Origin of the sequence: Bradyrhizobium sp. F1.4.3, from assembly GCF_040548375.1 — a bacterium.
Classification (GTDB): domain Bacteria; phylum Pseudomonadota; class Alphaproteobacteria; order Rhizobiales; family Xanthobacteraceae; genus Bradyrhizobium.
The window spans coordinates 25527-41863 of record NZ_JBEPRN010000016.1 but is presented as its reverse complement, the minus strand read 5'-3'; the positions used below and the strand labels follow the sequence as shown (position 1 = coordinate 41863).

General features: G+C 63.9%; 15 protein-coding genes. 5 read left to right on the top strand and 10 right to left on the bottom strand.

Going from position 1 to position 16337, the window contains the following annotated elements; genetic code table 11:
- Positions 1 to 67: 67 nt before the first annotated feature.
- Entirely contained in the window at positions 68 to 1453 is a 1386-nt protein-coding gene (locus ABIB73_RS29935) for a M20 family metallopeptidase (RefSeq protein WP_354229932.1), read from the bottom strand.
- Positions 1454 to 1753: 300 nt separating this feature from the next.
- Here ABIB73_RS29935 and ABIB73_RS29930 point away from each other — a divergent pair, with 300 nt between their 5' ends.
- Positions 1754 to 3133, top strand: coding sequence for an LLM class flavin-dependent oxidoreductase (locus tag ABIB73_RS29930; RefSeq protein ID WP_354229930.1), 1380 nt, complete (start codon positions 1754 to 1756; stop codon positions 3131 to 3133).
- Between the two features lie 134 nt (positions 3134 to 3267).
- Here ABIB73_RS29930 and ABIB73_RS29925 read toward each other — a convergent pair whose 3' ends face one another.
- Entirely contained in the window at positions 3268 to 4929 is a 1662-nt protein-coding gene (locus ABIB73_RS29925) for a thiamine pyrophosphate-binding protein (RefSeq protein ID WP_354229928.1), read from the bottom strand.
- A 145-nt stretch (positions 4930 to 5074) separates the two neighbouring features.
- On the opposite strand from ABIB73_RS29925, the gene ABIB73_RS29920 reads away from it, so the two are divergent.
- Positions 5075 to 5503, top strand: a complete 429-nt coding sequence (locus tag ABIB73_RS29920; RefSeq protein ID WP_354229926.1) for a TfoX/Sxy family protein — start codon at positions 5075 to 5077, stop codon at positions 5501 to 5503.
- Here the strand turns inward: ABIB73_RS29920 and ABIB73_RS29915 are convergent.
- The 3 genes from ABIB73_RS29915 to ABIB73_RS29905 form a co-directional block, all read right to left on the bottom strand.
- The gene (locus tag ABIB73_RS29915) at positions 5457 to 5963 is read right to left on the bottom strand and encodes a GFA family protein (protein ID WP_354229924.1); all 507 of its coding nucleotides are present in this window, start codon (positions 5961 to 5963) and stop codon (positions 5457 to 5459) included. The two genes, ABIB73_RS29920 and ABIB73_RS29915, sit on opposite strands and share 47 nt — an antisense overlap.
- A 158-nt stretch (positions 5964 to 6121) precedes the next feature.
- Positions 6122 to 7249 (bottom strand): alkene reductase, encoded by a 1128-nt coding sequence (locus ABIB73_RS29910; RefSeq protein ID WP_354229922.1) that lies wholly within the window; start codon positions 7247 to 7249, stop codon positions 6122 to 6124.
- Between the two features lie 119 nt (positions 7250 to 7368).
- Positions 7369 to 8865, bottom strand: coding sequence for an aldehyde dehydrogenase family protein (locus ABIB73_RS29905; protein ID WP_354229920.1), 1497 nt, complete (start codon positions 8863 to 8865; stop codon positions 7369 to 7371).
- A 186-nt stretch (positions 8866 to 9051) separates the two neighbouring features.
- On the opposite strand from ABIB73_RS29905, the gene ABIB73_RS29900 reads away from it, so the two are divergent.
- Positions 9052 to 9897, top strand: coding sequence for an SDR family NAD(P)-dependent oxidoreductase (locus tag ABIB73_RS29900; RefSeq protein WP_354229918.1), 846 nt, complete (start codon positions 9052 to 9054; stop codon positions 9895 to 9897).
- Between the two features lie 151 nt (positions 9898 to 10048).
- On the opposite strand, the gene ABIB73_RS29895 is transcribed toward ABIB73_RS29900, so the two are convergent.
- From ABIB73_RS29895 to ABIB73_RS29880, 4 genes are all read right to left on the bottom strand, one after another.
- Positions 10049 to 10255: a hypothetical protein gene (locus ABIB73_RS29895; protein WP_354229916.1), complete on the bottom strand. Its 207-nt coding sequence runs from the start codon at positions 10253 to 10255 to the stop codon at positions 10049 to 10051.
- Positions 10256 to 10326: 71 nt separating this feature from the next.
- On the bottom strand, positions 10327 to 10740 hold the full coding sequence (locus ABIB73_RS29890) for a Rieske (2Fe-2S) protein (RefSeq protein ID WP_354229914.1): 414 nt from the start codon (positions 10738 to 10740) through the stop codon (positions 10327 to 10329).
- Between the two features lie 7 nt (positions 10741 to 10747).
- Positions 10748 to 11860, bottom strand: coding sequence for an amidohydrolase family protein (locus ABIB73_RS29885; RefSeq protein ID WP_354229912.1), 1113 nt, complete (start codon positions 11858 to 11860; stop codon positions 10748 to 10750).
- Between the two features lie 15 nt (positions 11861 to 11875).
- On the bottom strand, positions 11876 to 12937 hold the full coding sequence (locus ABIB73_RS29880) for an amidohydrolase family protein (protein ID WP_354229910.1): 1062 nt from the start codon (positions 12935 to 12937) through the stop codon (positions 11876 to 11878).
- A 261-nt stretch (positions 12938 to 13198) separates the two neighbouring features.
- Here ABIB73_RS29880 and hydA point away from each other — a divergent pair, with 261 nt between their 5' ends.
- Entirely contained in the window at positions 13199 to 14653 is a 1455-nt protein-coding gene (gene hydA, locus ABIB73_RS29875) for a dihydropyrimidinase (RefSeq protein WP_354229908.1), read from the top strand.
- 3 nt (positions 14654 to 14656) lie between these two features.
- Here the strand turns inward: hydA and ABIB73_RS29870 are convergent, their stop codons facing one another.
- On the bottom strand, positions 14657 to 15334 hold the full coding sequence (locus tag ABIB73_RS29870; protein ID WP_354229906.1) for a peroxiredoxin-like family protein: 678 nt from the start codon (positions 15332 to 15334) through the stop codon (positions 14657 to 14659).
- Positions 15335 to 15431: 97 nt separating this feature from the next.
- Here ABIB73_RS29870 and ABIB73_RS29865 point away from each other — a divergent pair, with 97 nt between their 5' ends.
- Positions 15432 to 16313, top strand: a complete 882-nt coding sequence (locus tag ABIB73_RS29865; protein ID WP_354229904.1) for a LysR family transcriptional regulator — start codon at positions 15432 to 15434, stop codon at positions 16311 to 16313.
- Positions 16314 to 16337 lie beyond the last annotated feature (24 nt).

Sequence of the window (16337 nt, the reverse complement as noted above, 5' to 3'; positions counted from 1 at the left end):
GATGCAAGCACAAATCAGGCCGGAATAGAATGTGACTTTCGGCTGGATCGCGGCTCAGGTTAACGGCTCAGGTCAGTGGCCTGGGCAATTCCCCGAGATCCCAGAACAGGCCGGCCATCACCGTCAAGGCCTCTTCGGTCAAGGGCAGCAGGATGTGCTCATTGGGCGCATGCTGGGAGCAGCCGGGATAGGAGTGCGGGACCCAGATCGTCGGCAGGCCCAAAATCTCGGAAAACACGTCGTTCGGCAGCGAGCCGCCGAAGTTCGGGAGCACGGCCGGCACCTTGCCGGTGGTCTCTCGCACCGAATCCGCCGCCCATTTGATCCAGGGGCTGTCGAAATCGGTCCGCGAAGCGGCAAAGCTCTGCGCCGCCCGCACCTCGACCATCGGAAAGCCCCTCTCGACCAGATGCGCACGGAGGGCTTCGATCAGGCCGTCGACCTTGGTACCGACCACGAAGCGCAGTTGCAGCACGGCATTGGCGTGGCCGGGAATGGCGTTGGCCGGCTTCTCGATATTGCCGGATGACATCGCCAGCACTTCCAGCGTGTTCCAGGCATAAAGCCGCTCGGCCGCCGACAATCCATCCTCGCCCCAGTTCTCCGCGAGCGCGGGCTCGTCCTCGGTCGGCACCACCTGCACATCCGCAAGATAGCTGCGGATCTGGTTGGTGAGCCGCGGCGGCTTCAAGGCCTCGAGTTGAATCCGACCGTGGCCGTCGACCAGCGTCGAAATCGCATTGACCAGAATGGTCGCGGGGTTGGCGAGCACGCCGCCCCAATTGCCGGAGTGGTGGCCGCCGTCGCGCAAGTTCACGTCGAGATGGATGCGGATGCCACCACGGCAGCCGAGGAACAGCGTCGGACGATCCGCGGACAGACGCGGCCCGTCGGAGGCCATGAACAGATCGGCCTTGAGCGCATCGCGATTGAGATCGCAGACCTTGCCGAGATCGGGCGAACCGATCTCCTCGCCCATCTCGACGATGAATTTGGCGTTGAAGCCGAGCTTGCCGCCGCGGGCCTCGCGCACCGCGCGGAGTGCAGCCATGTTGATGCTGTGCTGGCCCTTGTTGTCCGCGGTGCCGCGGCCATAGAGGCGAATGCCTGCTGTCGTCGTGCGCCAGGGATCGCGGCCCTCGCGCCACTCCCCCTCCATGCCATCGACGACGTCGCCATGGCCGTAGATCAGCACAGTCGGCAGTGACGCATTCTCCTGATGCTCGGCGAACAGGAACGGCGCCTTGCCGCTCGGGGATTCGACCAGACGGCTGGTAAAATCGAGCGCGGCGAAGGCGGGCACCATCTCCTGTTCCAGATAGCCGCGCAGCTCGGCACCACGCGACGGGTTCTGGCTCTCGGTCCGATAGGCGACGCGGCGGTCGAGCTCAGCGAGGAACGCACCGGATTTGAAGTCGTCCCGGGCGCGGGCGATGGCGTCGGCTCTGGTCATGACTTGCTTTTTCTAGGTTTCGAGTTTCGAGGCGGTCCATACTGGCCGTCGAAAGTGGCAGGGACTTGGATAGTTCTTTAGATAGTTCTTGGGATTTAGATAGTTCTTGGGATTTCGTTCTTGCTCTCTTGAGATTGGCTTGCCAAGGGCAGAAGCGCTACCTGATTTTGGCCTTGCCAATACCAAAGCCTTTCTGTTTTTGGCCCTTGCCAAGGGCCAGTTATATGCAAGAACTTCGCCAAGTTGGGGCGCACATCTATCATTCGAAGAGCGCTCAGTACAGGGCGCCGGGGGACCAGCATGGCCAAGCAGATCAGGCTCAACGCATTTGCGATGAATTGCGTCGCGCACCAATCACCGGGGCTGTGGACCCATCCGCGCGACCGCACCGCCGAATATAACCGCCTGCCCTACTGGATCGATCTTGCCAAGACGCTGGAGCGCGGCCGCTTCGACGGCCTGTTCCTGGCCGACGTGCTCGGCGTCTACGACGTCTATGGCAACGGCCCTGACGCAGCCTTGCGCAATGCAGCACAGACGCCATCAAACGAGCCGCTGCTGCTGCTCTCGGCGATGGCCGCAGTGACGCAGAATCTCGGTTTCGGCGTCACCAGCAATTTATCCTACGAACCGCCCTACCCGTTCGCGCGGCGGATGTCGACACTCGACCATCTCACCGAGGGTCGAATCGGCTGGAACGTCGTCACCGGCTATCTCGACAGCGCCGCGCGCGGCGCCGGCAAGGCGAAGCAGACCGGGCATGACGACCGCTACGACATCGCCGACGAATATATGGAGGTCGTCTACAAGCTCTGGGAGGGAAGCTGGGAAGACGACGCGGTGCTGCGCGACCGCAAGCGCGGCATCTTCACCGATCCCACCAGAGTTCATCGCGTCAATCATGAGGGCGCGAACTACCGCATCAACAACACCATTCACCTCAGCGAGCCGTCACCGCAGCGCACGCCCGTGCTGTACCAGGCCGGCACCTCGCCGCGCGGCCGGCAGTTCGCGGCCAAGCATGCCGAATGCGTGTTCATGTCCGGGCCGTCAGCCAAGGTGATCGCCCCGCGCGTCTCCGCAATCCGCCAGGAAGCTGCCGCGTTCGGCCGCAATCCGGCGGAAATTCTGATGTTCTCGATGATGACGATCATCCTGGGACGGACGGAGGCCGAGGCAAAGGAAAAGTATGCCGACTACCGGCGCCACATCAGCCCCGAAGGCGCGCTGGCGCTGATGTCCGGTTGGACCGGCGTCGATTTCTCCGGCTACGACCTCGACCAGCAGGTGCGTCACGTCCAGAACGACGCCGGCCGCAGCGCGATGGACAACGTCACCCGCGCCGATCCCGATCGCGTCTGGACCGTCCGCGACGTCATCGAGCACGTCGGCATCGGTGGCGCCGGTCCCGTCGTGGTCGGCACGCCGGAGATGGTCGCCGACAAGATCGAGGACTGGTTCGAGGCGACTGACGTCGACGGCCTCAACGTCGCGTTTGCGATCTCGCCCGGCGATTTCGAGGACATCGCCGACATGCTGGTGCCCGAGCTGACGCGGCGCGGACGGTACAAGCCGGAATATGCGAAGGGCACGCTGCGGGAGAAGCTGTTCGGCGGAGGGCGCGCCAGGCTCGACGCGCCGCATCCGGCGGCGGGATATCGGGTGGAGAAGACGGGGTAGACTCGCTACTCATCCTCAGGGAGACATTGCGCACACTGCCGCCACATCGTCATTGCGAGCGCAGCGAAGCAATCCAGAGTCTTTCCGCTGAGACAGTCTGGATTGCTTCGCTGCGCTCGCAATGACGGGCGCCCCTACACCTTCCCGTCCACCATCACCTCGATCAGCTTCGTGCCCGGCCGGTTGAACGCCGACGACAGCGTCGCCTTCAGCTCCCGGGGATCACTCACCTTGATCGCCTCGCAGCCCAGCGCCTTCGCGATCCCGGTGAAATCCACCGGCGGATCCACAAAATCCATGCCGACATAATTGTCGTCGCCGTGGAACGCGAGCAGGCGCTGCTTGATGATGCGGTAGCCGCCATTGTTGGCGATGACGACGTTGAGCGGCAACTTGTGATGCGCCGCCGTCCATAGCGACTGGATCGAATACATCGCGCTACCGTCGCCGGAGAAGCACACCACCGGACGATCCGGATTGGCGATGCTGACGCCAACGGAAGCCGGCAGGCCCCAGCCGATGCCGCCGGAGGCAAGCCCGTGATAGCCGAAGCGATCACGATGCGCGCGCAACGCCGTGATCTGGCGACTGGAGGTGAGGCCTTCGTCGACGAGAATGGCGTTATCAGGCATGGCCTCGACCATTTGCAGCACCATCCAGTCCGGATCGATCGGCGTGCGGCCGCCGCTCTTGCCGATCTGCTCGATCAACGCGGCACGCCGCGCGCTCCAGTTCTTCGGCGCGAGCTCGGCGAGACGCTGCTTGGCACGTTGGGCCAGTGCCGCGCCGCCCATTTCCCTCAGCACCGGGATCAGCGCGCGCAGGGTTTCCCTCACGTCCGCCTTCAGCGCGATCTCGGAGCCAAAATTCTTGGCGATCTCCCAATCGACCAGGCCGACCTGCACGATCGGCAATCCATCCGGCAGCGGGTCGACCTCGCTATAAACCGACATCCGCAAGGGATCGCCGCCGAGCGCGATCAGGAGGTCGTAGGGCGCGAGCGTATCGCGCGCGACCTTCTGCACCCGCGCCAGCGTGCCGACAAAGCTCGGGCTCTCGGAGAGGAAGTGCGAGCCATAAGGCGTCGAGGACTGATAGGCAGCCGCGCCGAGCAGCTCGGCGAGTTCAGCGGCCTCCTTCAGCGCGTCGCTCTTGACGACCTCGTCCATGGTGACGATCACGGGACGTTCGGCCTTCAGCAGCCGCGCGGCAAAAGCCTTCAGCGCCTCGTCCGACGGTTTTGTCCGCGCGTCGATGCGGGTGGAACGGCCGAGATCGATGCCGGCCTCGCTGTTCAGGATGTCGCCGGGCAGCGAGATGAACACCGGCCCGGTCGGCGGCGTCATCGCGACCTTGGCGGCGCGGCGCACGATGCGCGGCAGGTCCTCCAGCCGCGTCACCTCGACCGCCCATTTCACCAGCGGCTCGGCCATCCGCACCAGCGGGCCATACAGCACCGGCTCCATCAAGCCGTGGCCCTGCTCCTGCTGGCCCGCGGTCAAAATCATCGGGGTGCCCGTGAACTGGGCGTTGTAGAGCGAGCCCATCGCGTTGCCGAGGCCGGGAGCGACATGGACATTGCATGCGACGAGTTTTCCGGAGGCGCGGCTATAGCCATCGGCGATCGCCACCACCAGGCTCTCCTGCATCGCCATCACATAGGTGAGATCGGGATGATCCTTCAGTGCATGCATGATCGGCAGCTCGGTGGTGCCGGGATTGCCGAACAGATGGGTGATGCCCTCGTCCTTGAGCAGCGCGAGAAAGGCGGAGCGGCCGGTGATCTTGTTCTTCATGTTTCCTCCAGGCCTCGCAGGCGTTGCCGCGAGGGGAGCCGCATGATGGCCGAAGTCGGAGGATGCGCGCAAGGAAGCGCAGTCATGGCTGCCTTGCGCGCGCGAGGAGAAGCTGGAAAGATAGGCTGAAGCCGGAGGAACAGTCATGGCCTACGACGAAGGCACCGCCGCACGGGTTCGCAGGTTGCTGGCGGGCCAACGCCACGTCGCGGAAAAGAAGATGATGGGCGGGCTTTGCTTCATGGTGGACAACGTCATGTGCTGCACCATCAGCGGCCGCGGCGGCATGCTGTTTCGCGTCGGCCCCGAGGCGCACGCGCGGATGCTGAAGGAGCCACACACGAGTCCGATGGAAATGCGCGGGCGCATCATGACCGGGTTCGTGCGGGTCTCTGATGAGGGCACGCGAGCCGATGCCGGACTCAAGCTCTGGGTGAAGCGCGCGCTCGATTTCGTGGCGACGGTGCCGGCCAAGCCGCCAGCGAAGAAGGCTGCGCCGCGCACGGCGGCGTCGGCCAACGCGAAGGCTAAAGCGCCTCCTCGCGGCCAAGCTCGAATGGGTCCTCGCCGCTAGTGCGCTTCTTCCTTTTCGAGCGCTGCCAGACCACGCCGGGAAAGCCCTTCAGCGGCACCAGGGGTTCGCCGGTATAGGTCCATTCCTGAAGCTCTTCGATCGCGATGTGATAGAGCGGCTGGCGGCCGGTACGCTCGTTGAACAGCGCGCGGGGAATGTTGACCATGTGCGGCCCGCGCGGGCGCTCATAGGCGATCGGCGTACCGCAATGCGCACAGAAGCTGCGTGCGGTCCTGGTCGCCTTGTCCTCGTAGCGGGTGAGCGCGGTCTTGCCCGAAATGATGCGAAACCGCTTCTTCCAGCTTCCGACATAGGTCGCGTAGGCCGCACCGTGAGCGCGGCGGCTGGCCGCGGAATGATCATGCCAGGCCCAGCGCGCGGGAACGTCGATCTCGAAGGTGACCTTGCCGCACAGGCATTGGCCGGTGGCGATTCCTGCAGCAGCTGCGGCTTTGGCCATGTGCGCTTCTCCGTCCTCATTACGAGGGACGACACTACATGATTGTCATTCCGGGGCGCGACGAAGTCGCGAGCCCGGAATCCATCTAGCCACATATTCAGAAGTGAAATGGATTCCGGGCTCGATGCTTCGCATCGCCCCGGAATGACGGAAGACACTTACGCCGGCGTCAGCTCGTCATACCCTGGATAGTCCGTGTACCCCTTCTCCTCGCCACCGTAGAACGTCGCGCGGTTATAGGGCGTGACTGGGTAATCCTGCTCCAGCCGCCGCGGCAGATCCGGGTTGGAGATGAAGATGCGGCCGAAGGCAATGATGTCGGCATAGCCATCAGCGATCGCGGCATTCGCGGTCTCGCCGGTAAAGCCGCCGGCGGTCATCAGCACGCCGCTGTAGAGCGGGCGGAACAGCACCATCGCCGACGGCACGTTCTGCCAATTGACGTCGGCGCGGCCGGCGCCGCTGGAGCGCGGTTCGATGAAATGCAGATAGGCAAGGCCGAGCTTGTCGAGCGCCTTCACCACATGGGTATAGAGCGGCATCGGATCCGGCTCACCGGAATCATTGGCGATGCCGTGGGGTGACAGCCGCACGGCGACACGGTTGGCGCCCCAGACATCGATCGCGGCCTGCGTGACCTCCAGCAGCAGGCGCGCGCGGTTCTCGATCGAACCGCCATATTGATCGGTGCGCTGGTTGCTGCGCGACTGCAGGAACTGCTCGAGCAGATAGCCATTGGCGCCGTGGATCTCGACGCCGTCGAAGCCGGCGGCGAGCGCGTTCTTGGCGCCCTGCCGGAATGCCTCGACGATGCCCTTGACCTCCTCGGTCTCCAGCGCGCGCGGCGTTTCGTAGTCGCCGATCTTGCCGTCGGCCATCATCGCCTTCATACCCTCGGCCTTGATCGGGATCGCCGAGGCCGAGACCGGCAGCGTGCCGCCATGGTACGACGAATGCGAGACCCGGCCGACATGCCAGAGCTGGAGAAAGATGATGCCGCCCTTCGCATGCACCGCATCGACCACCTCGCGCCAGCCGGCAATCTGCGCCTCAGAATAGATACCGGGCGTCGCCGGGTTACCGCGGCCGTGCGAGAGCACGGGCGAAGCCTCGGCGATGAGCAGGCCGCCCGGCGTCGCGCGCTGTCCGTAATATTCGGCGTTGAGCGGACGCGGCGCAAAGCTGTCGCGCTCGGCCCGCATCCGGGTGAGCGGCGCCATCGCGACGCGATGTGCGAGCTTGTACGGACCGACCTGCAACGGTTTGAACAACGCCTCGAATTTCATGTGAGCCCCGGATGTCTATGAAAGGATGCGGATCATATAGCGAGGGGCGGCCACCGGAAAAGGCGCCGCCCCTGCAAAAGCAAATATTCCTTCCCGCGGGACGCGGGAGAGAATGAACATTACGCCGTCTTGATCCAGACGGCCTTCACGTTGAGATACTCCTCGACATGCTGCTTGCCGGACTCGCGGCCGTAGCCGCTCATCTTGTAGCCGCCGAAGGGCATGGCCGGATCCATGGCCTGGTAGCAGTTCACCCACACCGAGCCGGCGCGCAGCGACTTCGCAACCGCATGCGCCTTGCTGACGTCGCGCGTCCACAGGCCTGAGCCGAGACCGAAGGTGGTGGCATTGGCGCGCTTGATCAGTTCATCCATGTCCTTGAAGGCGATCGCGGAGATGACGGGACCAAAGATCTCCTCCTGCGCGATCCGCATGTTGTCCTGGACGCCCGCGAACACCGTCGGCGAGACGAAGAAACCCTTCGATAGCGCGCCTTCGGTGACGCGGCCGCCACCGGCAAGCGCCTTGGCGCCTTCCTTCTGGCCGATATCGAGATAGCTGGTGACACGCTCGAGTTGCTGCTCGGACACCAGCGGACCGATCTGGGTGTTGGGATCGAGACCGTTGCCGACTTGCAGCTTCTTGCCGAACTCGGCGACGCGGCCGACGAACTCCTCGTAGATCGATTGTTCGACGAACAGCCGGGTGCCAGCGCTACAGATCTGGCCCGAATTGGCGAACACGGCCATTGCCGCACCCGGCACGGCGGCATCGAGATCGGCATCCGCAAACACGATGTCCGGCGACTTGCCGCCGAGCTCGAGCGAGACGCGCTTGAGATTGCCTGCCGACGCACGGATGATCGACTGGCCCGTGACATGCGAGCCGGTGAAGGCGACTTTGTCGACGTCATGATGAGAGGCGAGCGCCGCGCCCGCGGTCTCGCCATAGCCCGGCACGACATTGATGACGCCGGGCGGCACGCCTGCTTCCATCGCAAGCTCGGCGATGCGCAGCGAAGTGAGCGGTGCTTCTTCGGCAGGCTTCAGCACCACGGTGCAGCCGGTCGCGATCGCTGGGCCGATCTTCCAGATCGTTGCGGTCAGCGGGCCGTTCCACGGGATGATGGCACCGACAACGCCGACCGGCTCCTTCAGCGTGTAGGAAAATATCTCGCCGGGCAGCGAGTTCTCGACGGTCTCGCCATGGATCGCGGTGGTCTGGCCGGCATAGTAGCGCAGCATGCCGACGGCACGGAGACGATAGGCACGGGTACGGCTGACCGGTGCGCCCATGTCGAGTGTGTCGAGCTGCGACAATTCGTCGAAATTCTTCTCGACGAGGTCGGCGAGCTTGAGCAGCAGGTTCTGCCGCTCGAACGGTTTGACCTTGCTCCAGGGCCCTTCGAAGGCGCGGCGGGCGGCGGCGACCGCCCGATCGATGTCTTCCTTGTCGCCCTCGGCAACGGTTGCGAGCAGCTCGCCGGTCGCGGGATTATGGGTCTCGAAGCGCTTTCCGGACGCCGCGTCGACCCACTTCCCGTCGATCAGCATCTGCTTGTAGGACCCGTTGGCGAACGGATGGCGCGTGATCGGAATAGCCTGCGACACAGCCATGGCTGCACTCCCTGGTGAGGTGATTGTTTGGTTCGATCTGGGCGGGATCGTTACGTCGAATAGAATACAGCGACGGCGGAAGGGCGTAAAGTCGGCATGGAACGAAGACCTCCCATGCCGACTTGTGCAGGGTCGCGCGCGCGCCATGTTATAGCTCGATCAAGCGCGCCCTCCCGGAGAATTGCCATGTCACACCCCGCCATCGTCAAAGACAATGTCGCCGTGATCACCGGGGGTGCGTCTGGCATCGGCCTTGCCGCCGCCATGGCGTTTGCGCGCGCCGGGATGAAGGTGTGCATTGCTGACGTAGACCAGGGCCGACTGGCGGAGGCTGCAACAAAATTGTCATCTGTTACGACTTCCACAAATGTGATGACGTCCGTGGTCGATGTCAGCCGCGCCGAAAGCGTGACGGAACTGGAACGCGCCGTGGGCGCGCATTTCGGCGGCACCGACCTGCTCATGAACAATGCCGGCATCCAGCCGGGCAGCACGCTGTTCGGCGAGCCCGACAATTGGCAGCGCGTCATCGGCGTCAACATGTGGGGCATCATCAACGGTTCGCGCATCTTCGCACCGAACATGATCGCGCGCGGCAAGGCCGGCCTGATCATCAACACCGGCTCGAAGCAGGGCATCACCACGCCGCCGGGCGATCCCGCCTACAACGTGTCGAAGGCCGGTGTGAAGGCGTTCACCGAGGCGCTCCAGCACGAGCTGCGCAATACGAAAGACTGCCACATCACGGCGCATCTGCTGATCCCCGGCTTCGTCTTCACCGGGTTGACGGCGAAGGGCCGCACCGAGAAACCGGCCGGGGCCTGGACGCCGGAGCAGACCGTCGACTTCATGATCGTGCGACTGGAGGCTGGCGACTTCTACATCCTGTGCCCGGACAACGACGTGCCGCGCGCGCTCGACGAGAAGCGCATGGTCTGGGCGGCCGGCGATATCGTCGAGAACCGCCCGCCCCTCTCGCGCTGGCACCCGGACTATGCGGATGCGTTCGCGAAATTCGTGAAGGGGGGCTAAGGATCAGACCCTCGTGGTGAGGAGCGCGGAACGCGCGTTTCGAACCATGAAGGCCCGGTTGGGCTTCGATCCTTCGAGACGCCCGCTTCTTGCGGGCTCCTCAGGATGAGGGGTTGGAACGCCTACGACGCAAGAGAATCAGGCAACGGAGCTACAGCGTTTCTTGCTGGTGCCCGCACTGCTTGCAGGCGAACTTGACGCGGCTCTGGCCCTTTTCCGCCTGCACCCGGTTCGGCGCGCCGCACTTGCCGCAGACTGCCTCGATGCGGGTCGAGCCCTGCTTCACGACGATGGTCTTCTTTTCCATCGATTCGCGGATCAGGCGTTCGGCCTCCTCTCGCAGGGATTGTTTCGACAAAGCTCATCTCCGCCATGAATGCGGGCGAGGCTTATCGCACCTGCGATGAAATCACAATCCGAAACGGCTGCTCAGACCTCGACAATCACGTAGCTGTCCTCGACATGCACTGGGAAGGTCTCGGCGACATACGGGCCTTTCTGGAGTTCCTCGCCGCGCTCGACGGCAACCGGATATGACCGAATCTTGACCCGTTTCGGGTCGAACCAGGACTGGCCGTTGCGCATGTCGAATTCCCAGCCATGCCAGGGACAGCGCAGCATTTCTCCGACACGTGAGCGCTCATAGATCCCAGGCTCGGGCGAGGTCAGCCGGGCCACGCAGGCCGCCTTTTCGAGCGGGGCGCCTTCGTGCGGGCAGCGATTCAACAGCGCAAAGAACTCGCCGTTGACATGAAACACGACGATATCGCGGCCCTCGATATCGACGACCTTGTTGCCGCCGGGCGGGATGTCGGATGTGCGGGCGACGATGTGACGGGCCATGTTGGTTTCAGAACTTGTAGACCGCGCGGGCGTTGGTGCTGAAGATCTTCTTCCGCTCGGCTTCGCTCAGCGGCGTCTTGAAGGCGAAGCGTGGATCGTCGAAGTCCCAGTGCGGATAGTCCGACGAGAACAGCAACCGGTCGATGCCGACCCATTCGATCAGCGAGCGCAGATGCCGCGCCTCATCCGGCTCGTCGATCGGCTGTGTCGTGAACCAGAAATGCTCGCGGACATATTCCGACGGCTTGCGCTTGAGATGCGGCACCTCGCTACGGAAGCGTTCAAAGTGCTGGTCCATCCGCCACACCGCCGACGGGATCCAGCCGAAGCCGCCCTCGATGAAGACGATCTTCAATTTGGGAAAGCGCTCCAGCACGCCTTCGATCACCAGGCTCGCAAGCTGCGCCGCGATGGTGTGAGCGTTGGATTGGTGCTCCTCGACATAGTAGGACGGCCAGCCGCCACCGGTCGGCGCATGGCCGCCATAACCCCCAACATGGATGCCGAGCGGCAGGTCCAGTGCCTGCGCGCGCTCGTAGATCGGCCAGTAGCGGCGGCGGCCGAGCGGCTCGTTGGCGCGTGGCGAGACGTTGATCTGGATGTACTCGCCGATTTTGGCGCAGCGCTCGATCTCGGCAATGGCGAGATCGGTGCCGTCCTGGCCAACCAGGATCGAGGCCTTCAGGCGCGGATCCCTGTACGACCAGAACGCCAACTGCCAGTCGTTGATGGCGCGCTGGATCGCGGCGCCGAATTCAAGATTCTGCTGCGAGAAGATGAAGAGGTCGAGCACCTGCAAAATGCCAAACTCGACGTCGAGCGGATCGAGATGCTGCTTCTGCATGAAGCCGAGATCGGAGCCGGGCGGCCCGCCGGTCGGCGGCCAAGCGTCGCGCCGTGCGATCAGCGGCGAAGAGCGCGGATAGGGCGTGGTGAAGAGATAGGGCGTGCGCAGATGACTGCCATATTCCTTCAGATGCTGCTGCCAGCGTTTTGGCACAAACTCGTTGAGATCATCGAGCGAATGCAGGCTCGGATGCACGTCGCAATCGACGATGCGGAGCCGGCTAGCAGCAGGCTTTTCCTCGTCAAGCAGCGGGCGGTCGATGACGTCACTCATGCGATCCTCCAAAATTTAATTCAGCGACAACCGCGGAAACGTCTCCAGCGGATTATCGACGCACATCTTCGAGATGATGCTCTTCGGCAGGTTCGGCGGGATCGGATCGTCGCCGTCGAACTGCCAATGCGGGTAGTCGGACGCGAACAGAAACATCTTGTCGGAGCCGATCTGGTCGATGATCTCCTCGACGCTCTTGGCATCGCCCGGTGCATCGAACGGCTGCATGGTGACGCGAAAATTGTCGCGGATGATCGCGGCCGGCTCGCGCTCAACCCAGGGCACCTCGACGCGGACACCGCGCCAGGTCTTGTTGGCGCGCCACATGAAGGCCGGCAGCCAGCTCACGCCGGATTCCATCAGCACGACCTTGAGGTCCGGATACTTGCCGAACACACCTTCATAGATCAGGCTCAAAATCTGCGCCTGAAACGCCTGTGCCTCGACGAAGTAATATTCATAGCGATGAGACGGCCAGCCGGCCGAACTCGGCGCCTGGCGATATTGCGTGCCGGCATGGATCGCGAGTGGCAGCTTGTATTTCTCCGCGCGCTGATAGACCGGCCAGAAATGCCGTCGGCCCAGCAGGGTCTCGCCCTGCGCCAGCACCAAAATGGAAACGAAGCGATTGTCGCCGGCGCGACGCTCGATCTCCTCGATGGCAAGATCGGGGTCCTGCATCGGCACCACGATGGAGGCCCGCAGGCGGGGATCGCGCGACAGCCACTCGGCGGCGATCCAGTCGTTGATAGCCTTGCAGAAATCGGCCGCCATATAGGCGTCGAACACGGCCTGCGCGCCATAAAGCACGTTGAGGATCGCGTGGCTCGCGCCCAACCGGTCGAAGGCGCCCTTCTGCACCATCGCCAGATCCGAGCCCGGCTTGGCGCCATTGGCCGGCCGCCAGTCGGCGCGGCCCGCAAGCGGCATGCTCGGCGGATAGGAAGTGAGATCGAGCCCGTCGATCGCGCGGCTGACGACCTGTTCTTTCCAGTGATCGCTGAGATAAGGAAGCAGCGTGGTGCGCGTGCCACCAACCGCCGGGTGGATGTCGCAGTCGATCCGCGTCACCGCCATGGATGCTTCCTCGCGCCGTCCTTATTGGCGGCGTTCTTTGCGCACCGCAGGCGCAGAGTGCTCCGCTGAGACATGAAGCGCAAGGCCACGACGTACGCCCGAAAGTCATGCCTCGGATGCGTCTTCGCACATGCAGCACTGACTCCTCGGAACGTTACGCTCAAGAGCACAGCGACTGACTAAAATTTCGCCTGTCGTATCACGGCCGGCGCGCTTAGCCTTTGCGGCGTTCTGTCCTCAGCACTCTCCCCCGGAGTTCCCATGCCCCTCCTCATCCGCGGCGGCACCGTCGTCAATCATGATCATTCGCGCCGTGCGGACGTGCTGATCGAGGATGACACTATCGTCGCGGTCAGCGCATCGATCGAGGCGCCCACCGGTAGCGAGATCATCGATGCCGGCGGCGCCTACGTCATCCCGGGCGGCATCGATCCACACACCCATCTCGAAATGCCGTTCATGGGCACCGTCACCGCCGACGATTTCGAGTCGGGAACCAAGGCGGCGCTGACCGGCGGCACCACCATGGTGGTGGATTTCTGCCTGCCCGATCCCGGCCAGTCGATGCTCGCGGCCTATCAGGAGTGGCGGCACAAATCCGAGAAGGCGGCGGCCGACTACGGTTTCCACATGGCGGTGACGTCATGGTCGAAACAGATCCATGACGAGATGGAGACCGTGGTCAAAACCTACGGCATCAACACCTTCAAGCACTTCATGGCCTACAAGGGCGCGCTGATGGTGAATGATGACGAGCTCTACAATTCGTTCGCGCGCTGCGCTCATCTTGGCGCAATGCCGGTGGTCCATGCGGAGAATGGCGACGTGGTCGCCCTGATGCAGGAAGCGTTGGTCGCGCGCGGCGTCACCGGCCCCGAGGGCCACGCTTATTCACGGCCGCCGGAAGTCGAGGGCGAAGCCACCAACCGCGCCATCATGATCGCGGACATGACGGGTACACCGGTCTACATCGTGCATACAAGCTGCCGCGAGGCGCATGAGGCGATCGCGCGGGCGCGCGCCGCGGGAAAACGCGTCTATGGCGAGCCGCTGATCCAGCACTTGCTGCTCGATGAGAGTGAATATCAGAACAAGGACTGGAATCATTCCGCGCAGCGCGTGATGTCGCCGCCGTTCCGTGACAAGTCACATCAGGACAGCCTATGGGCCGGCTTGCAGTCCGGTTCGCTCCAGGTGGTCGCGACGGACCATTGCGCCTTCACCACGGAGCAGAAGCGGTTCGGGCTCGGCGATTTCAGGAAGATCCCGAACGGCACCGGCGGCCTCGAAGATCGCCTGGCGCTGTTGTGGACCGCGGGCGTCGCCACGGGACGGCTGACGAAGGAAGAGTTCGTCGCGGTGACCTCGGCGAACATCGCCCGCATCCTCAACATCTATCCGCGCAAGGGCGCGGTCGCCGTCGGCTCGGATGCCGACATCGTGGTGTGGGATCCCAGGGCGACCAAGACCATAAGCGCGAAACGGCAGATGAGCCGGATCGATTACAACGTGTTCGAGGGCTTTTCCTGCACCGGCGGCCCCGCCGCGACGCTCGCGCGCGGCCGCATCGTCTGGAAGGACGGGAGCTTGCGCGCCGAAGCCGGCGACGGCCGCTACATCGAACGGCCCGCGTTTTCGCCGGTGCATGTCGCCAATTCCACCTGGAAAGAGCTGACCGCCCCGCGAGCCGTAAGCCGCGGAGCGGTGACGCCGTAAGGATCAGGCCGCCTTGCCCGCCTGCAACCGGTCCAGCACCGGCAGCAGTTCGGACGGGTCGGGGCGATGCGTGTAGTCCGGATTCACTTCCGCATAGGCGATGATGCCGTCGCGGCCGATGACGTAGCGCGCGGGCATCGGCAGCACCCAGGACGGATCGTCATTGAATGTCGGCAGATCGTTCTTGAACGACTTGTAGAGCCCAACGAGATCGTCCGGCAGGGCGAAGCGGATGCCGAAGGCGTCGGCGACCTCGCTCCTGACGTCGCTCAGGATCGGGAAGGCGAGTTTGTTGTCGCGCTGCGACTTGCGGCTGTTCGGCGCGGTCTGCGGCGAGATCGCAATGAGGCTAGCGCCGCGCGCAGCGATCTCCGGCAGAACCTCCTGGAGCGCCTGGAGCTCGAGGTTACAGTACGGACACCAGACGCCGCGATAGAACGACACGACCAGCGGCCCCTTCGCGAGCAGATCGCGCGAGGACACTGGCCTGCCGTCGGGGTCTTTCAGCGAAAATCCCGGCGCGACGTCGCCGGCCTTTTTCGCGCGCTGGGCCTGACCGCTTGCGATCAGCTCAGTGGTGGCGCGGTGCATGGTGTCGAGCGCCTCCTTGCTGGGCTTGAGCGGAAAGCGGCCGCCTTCGAAATCGGCTTTGAAGGCATCGAGTTTGTCTTGCAGGGCCATGTGAAGCTCCATCGGTTGCTGTTGGCCCGCTTTATCTGGATCATTTGGAAATGAAGGGGTATATGGCGAAGATGGAGAACATTTATTCGTACTTCAGATGAGTGACCGACTTCAGGAATTGGCCGTGTTCGTCCGGGCAGCGGAGAGCGGCAGCTTTTCGAAGGCCGCGCGCGAGCTCGGCCTGTCGCAGCCCTCGGTGTCGCGCATCATCGGCGAATTGGAGGCGCGGCTCGGTATCAAGCTGCTGCTGCGGACTACGCGCCGCATCACCGTGACAGACGCGGGCGCTCTGTTCCTCACCCGCGCGCGCGAAGTTCTCGCCGACATCGAGGACGCCGAAGATGCCGCGCGCGGCGTCGACTCCTTGCGCGGGACTCTCCGCGTCACGATGCCCATCATGTACGGCGCCCGCAACATCATCCCGCGCCTGCCAAGATTCCTTGCGACACATCCCCTGCTGCGCGTCGAGCTGTCCGTGGTCGACGAGCGGCAGGATCTCGTTGCCGAGGGCACCGATGTTGCCATTCGCCTCGGCCCGCTCAACGACTCCAGCTTTGGCGCGCGGAAACTGGCGACGCTCCCGCGGCTGCTGGTGGCCGCGCCGTCCTATCTTGCCACGCGCGGGATGCCGAAGACGCCGGCCGATCTCGCGTCGCATGATTGCATCTTCGGCCCCGGCCTGTTCGGCCGCAACACCTGGTCCTTCAGCCGCAATGGCGCTGAGACGTCCGTCGACGTCCGCGGGCGCATCTGTGCCGACTCCGGCCCCGGCGTGTTTGCATGTGTGCTGGCGGGGCTCGGCATCGCAGTTACGTCGCCTATCATGGCCGGGCCCGAGATCAAGACCGGTGCGCTGTTGCCGTTGTTGAAGAGCTACAAGCTCTCTCCCGTCGACGTGCATGCCGTCTTCCCGGGTGGCCGGCGTCCCTCGACCAAGGTCCGAGCCCTCGTCGACTTTCTGGCTGAGGAGCTGAGATAGGCCGTGCGCAAGGGATGCGACACC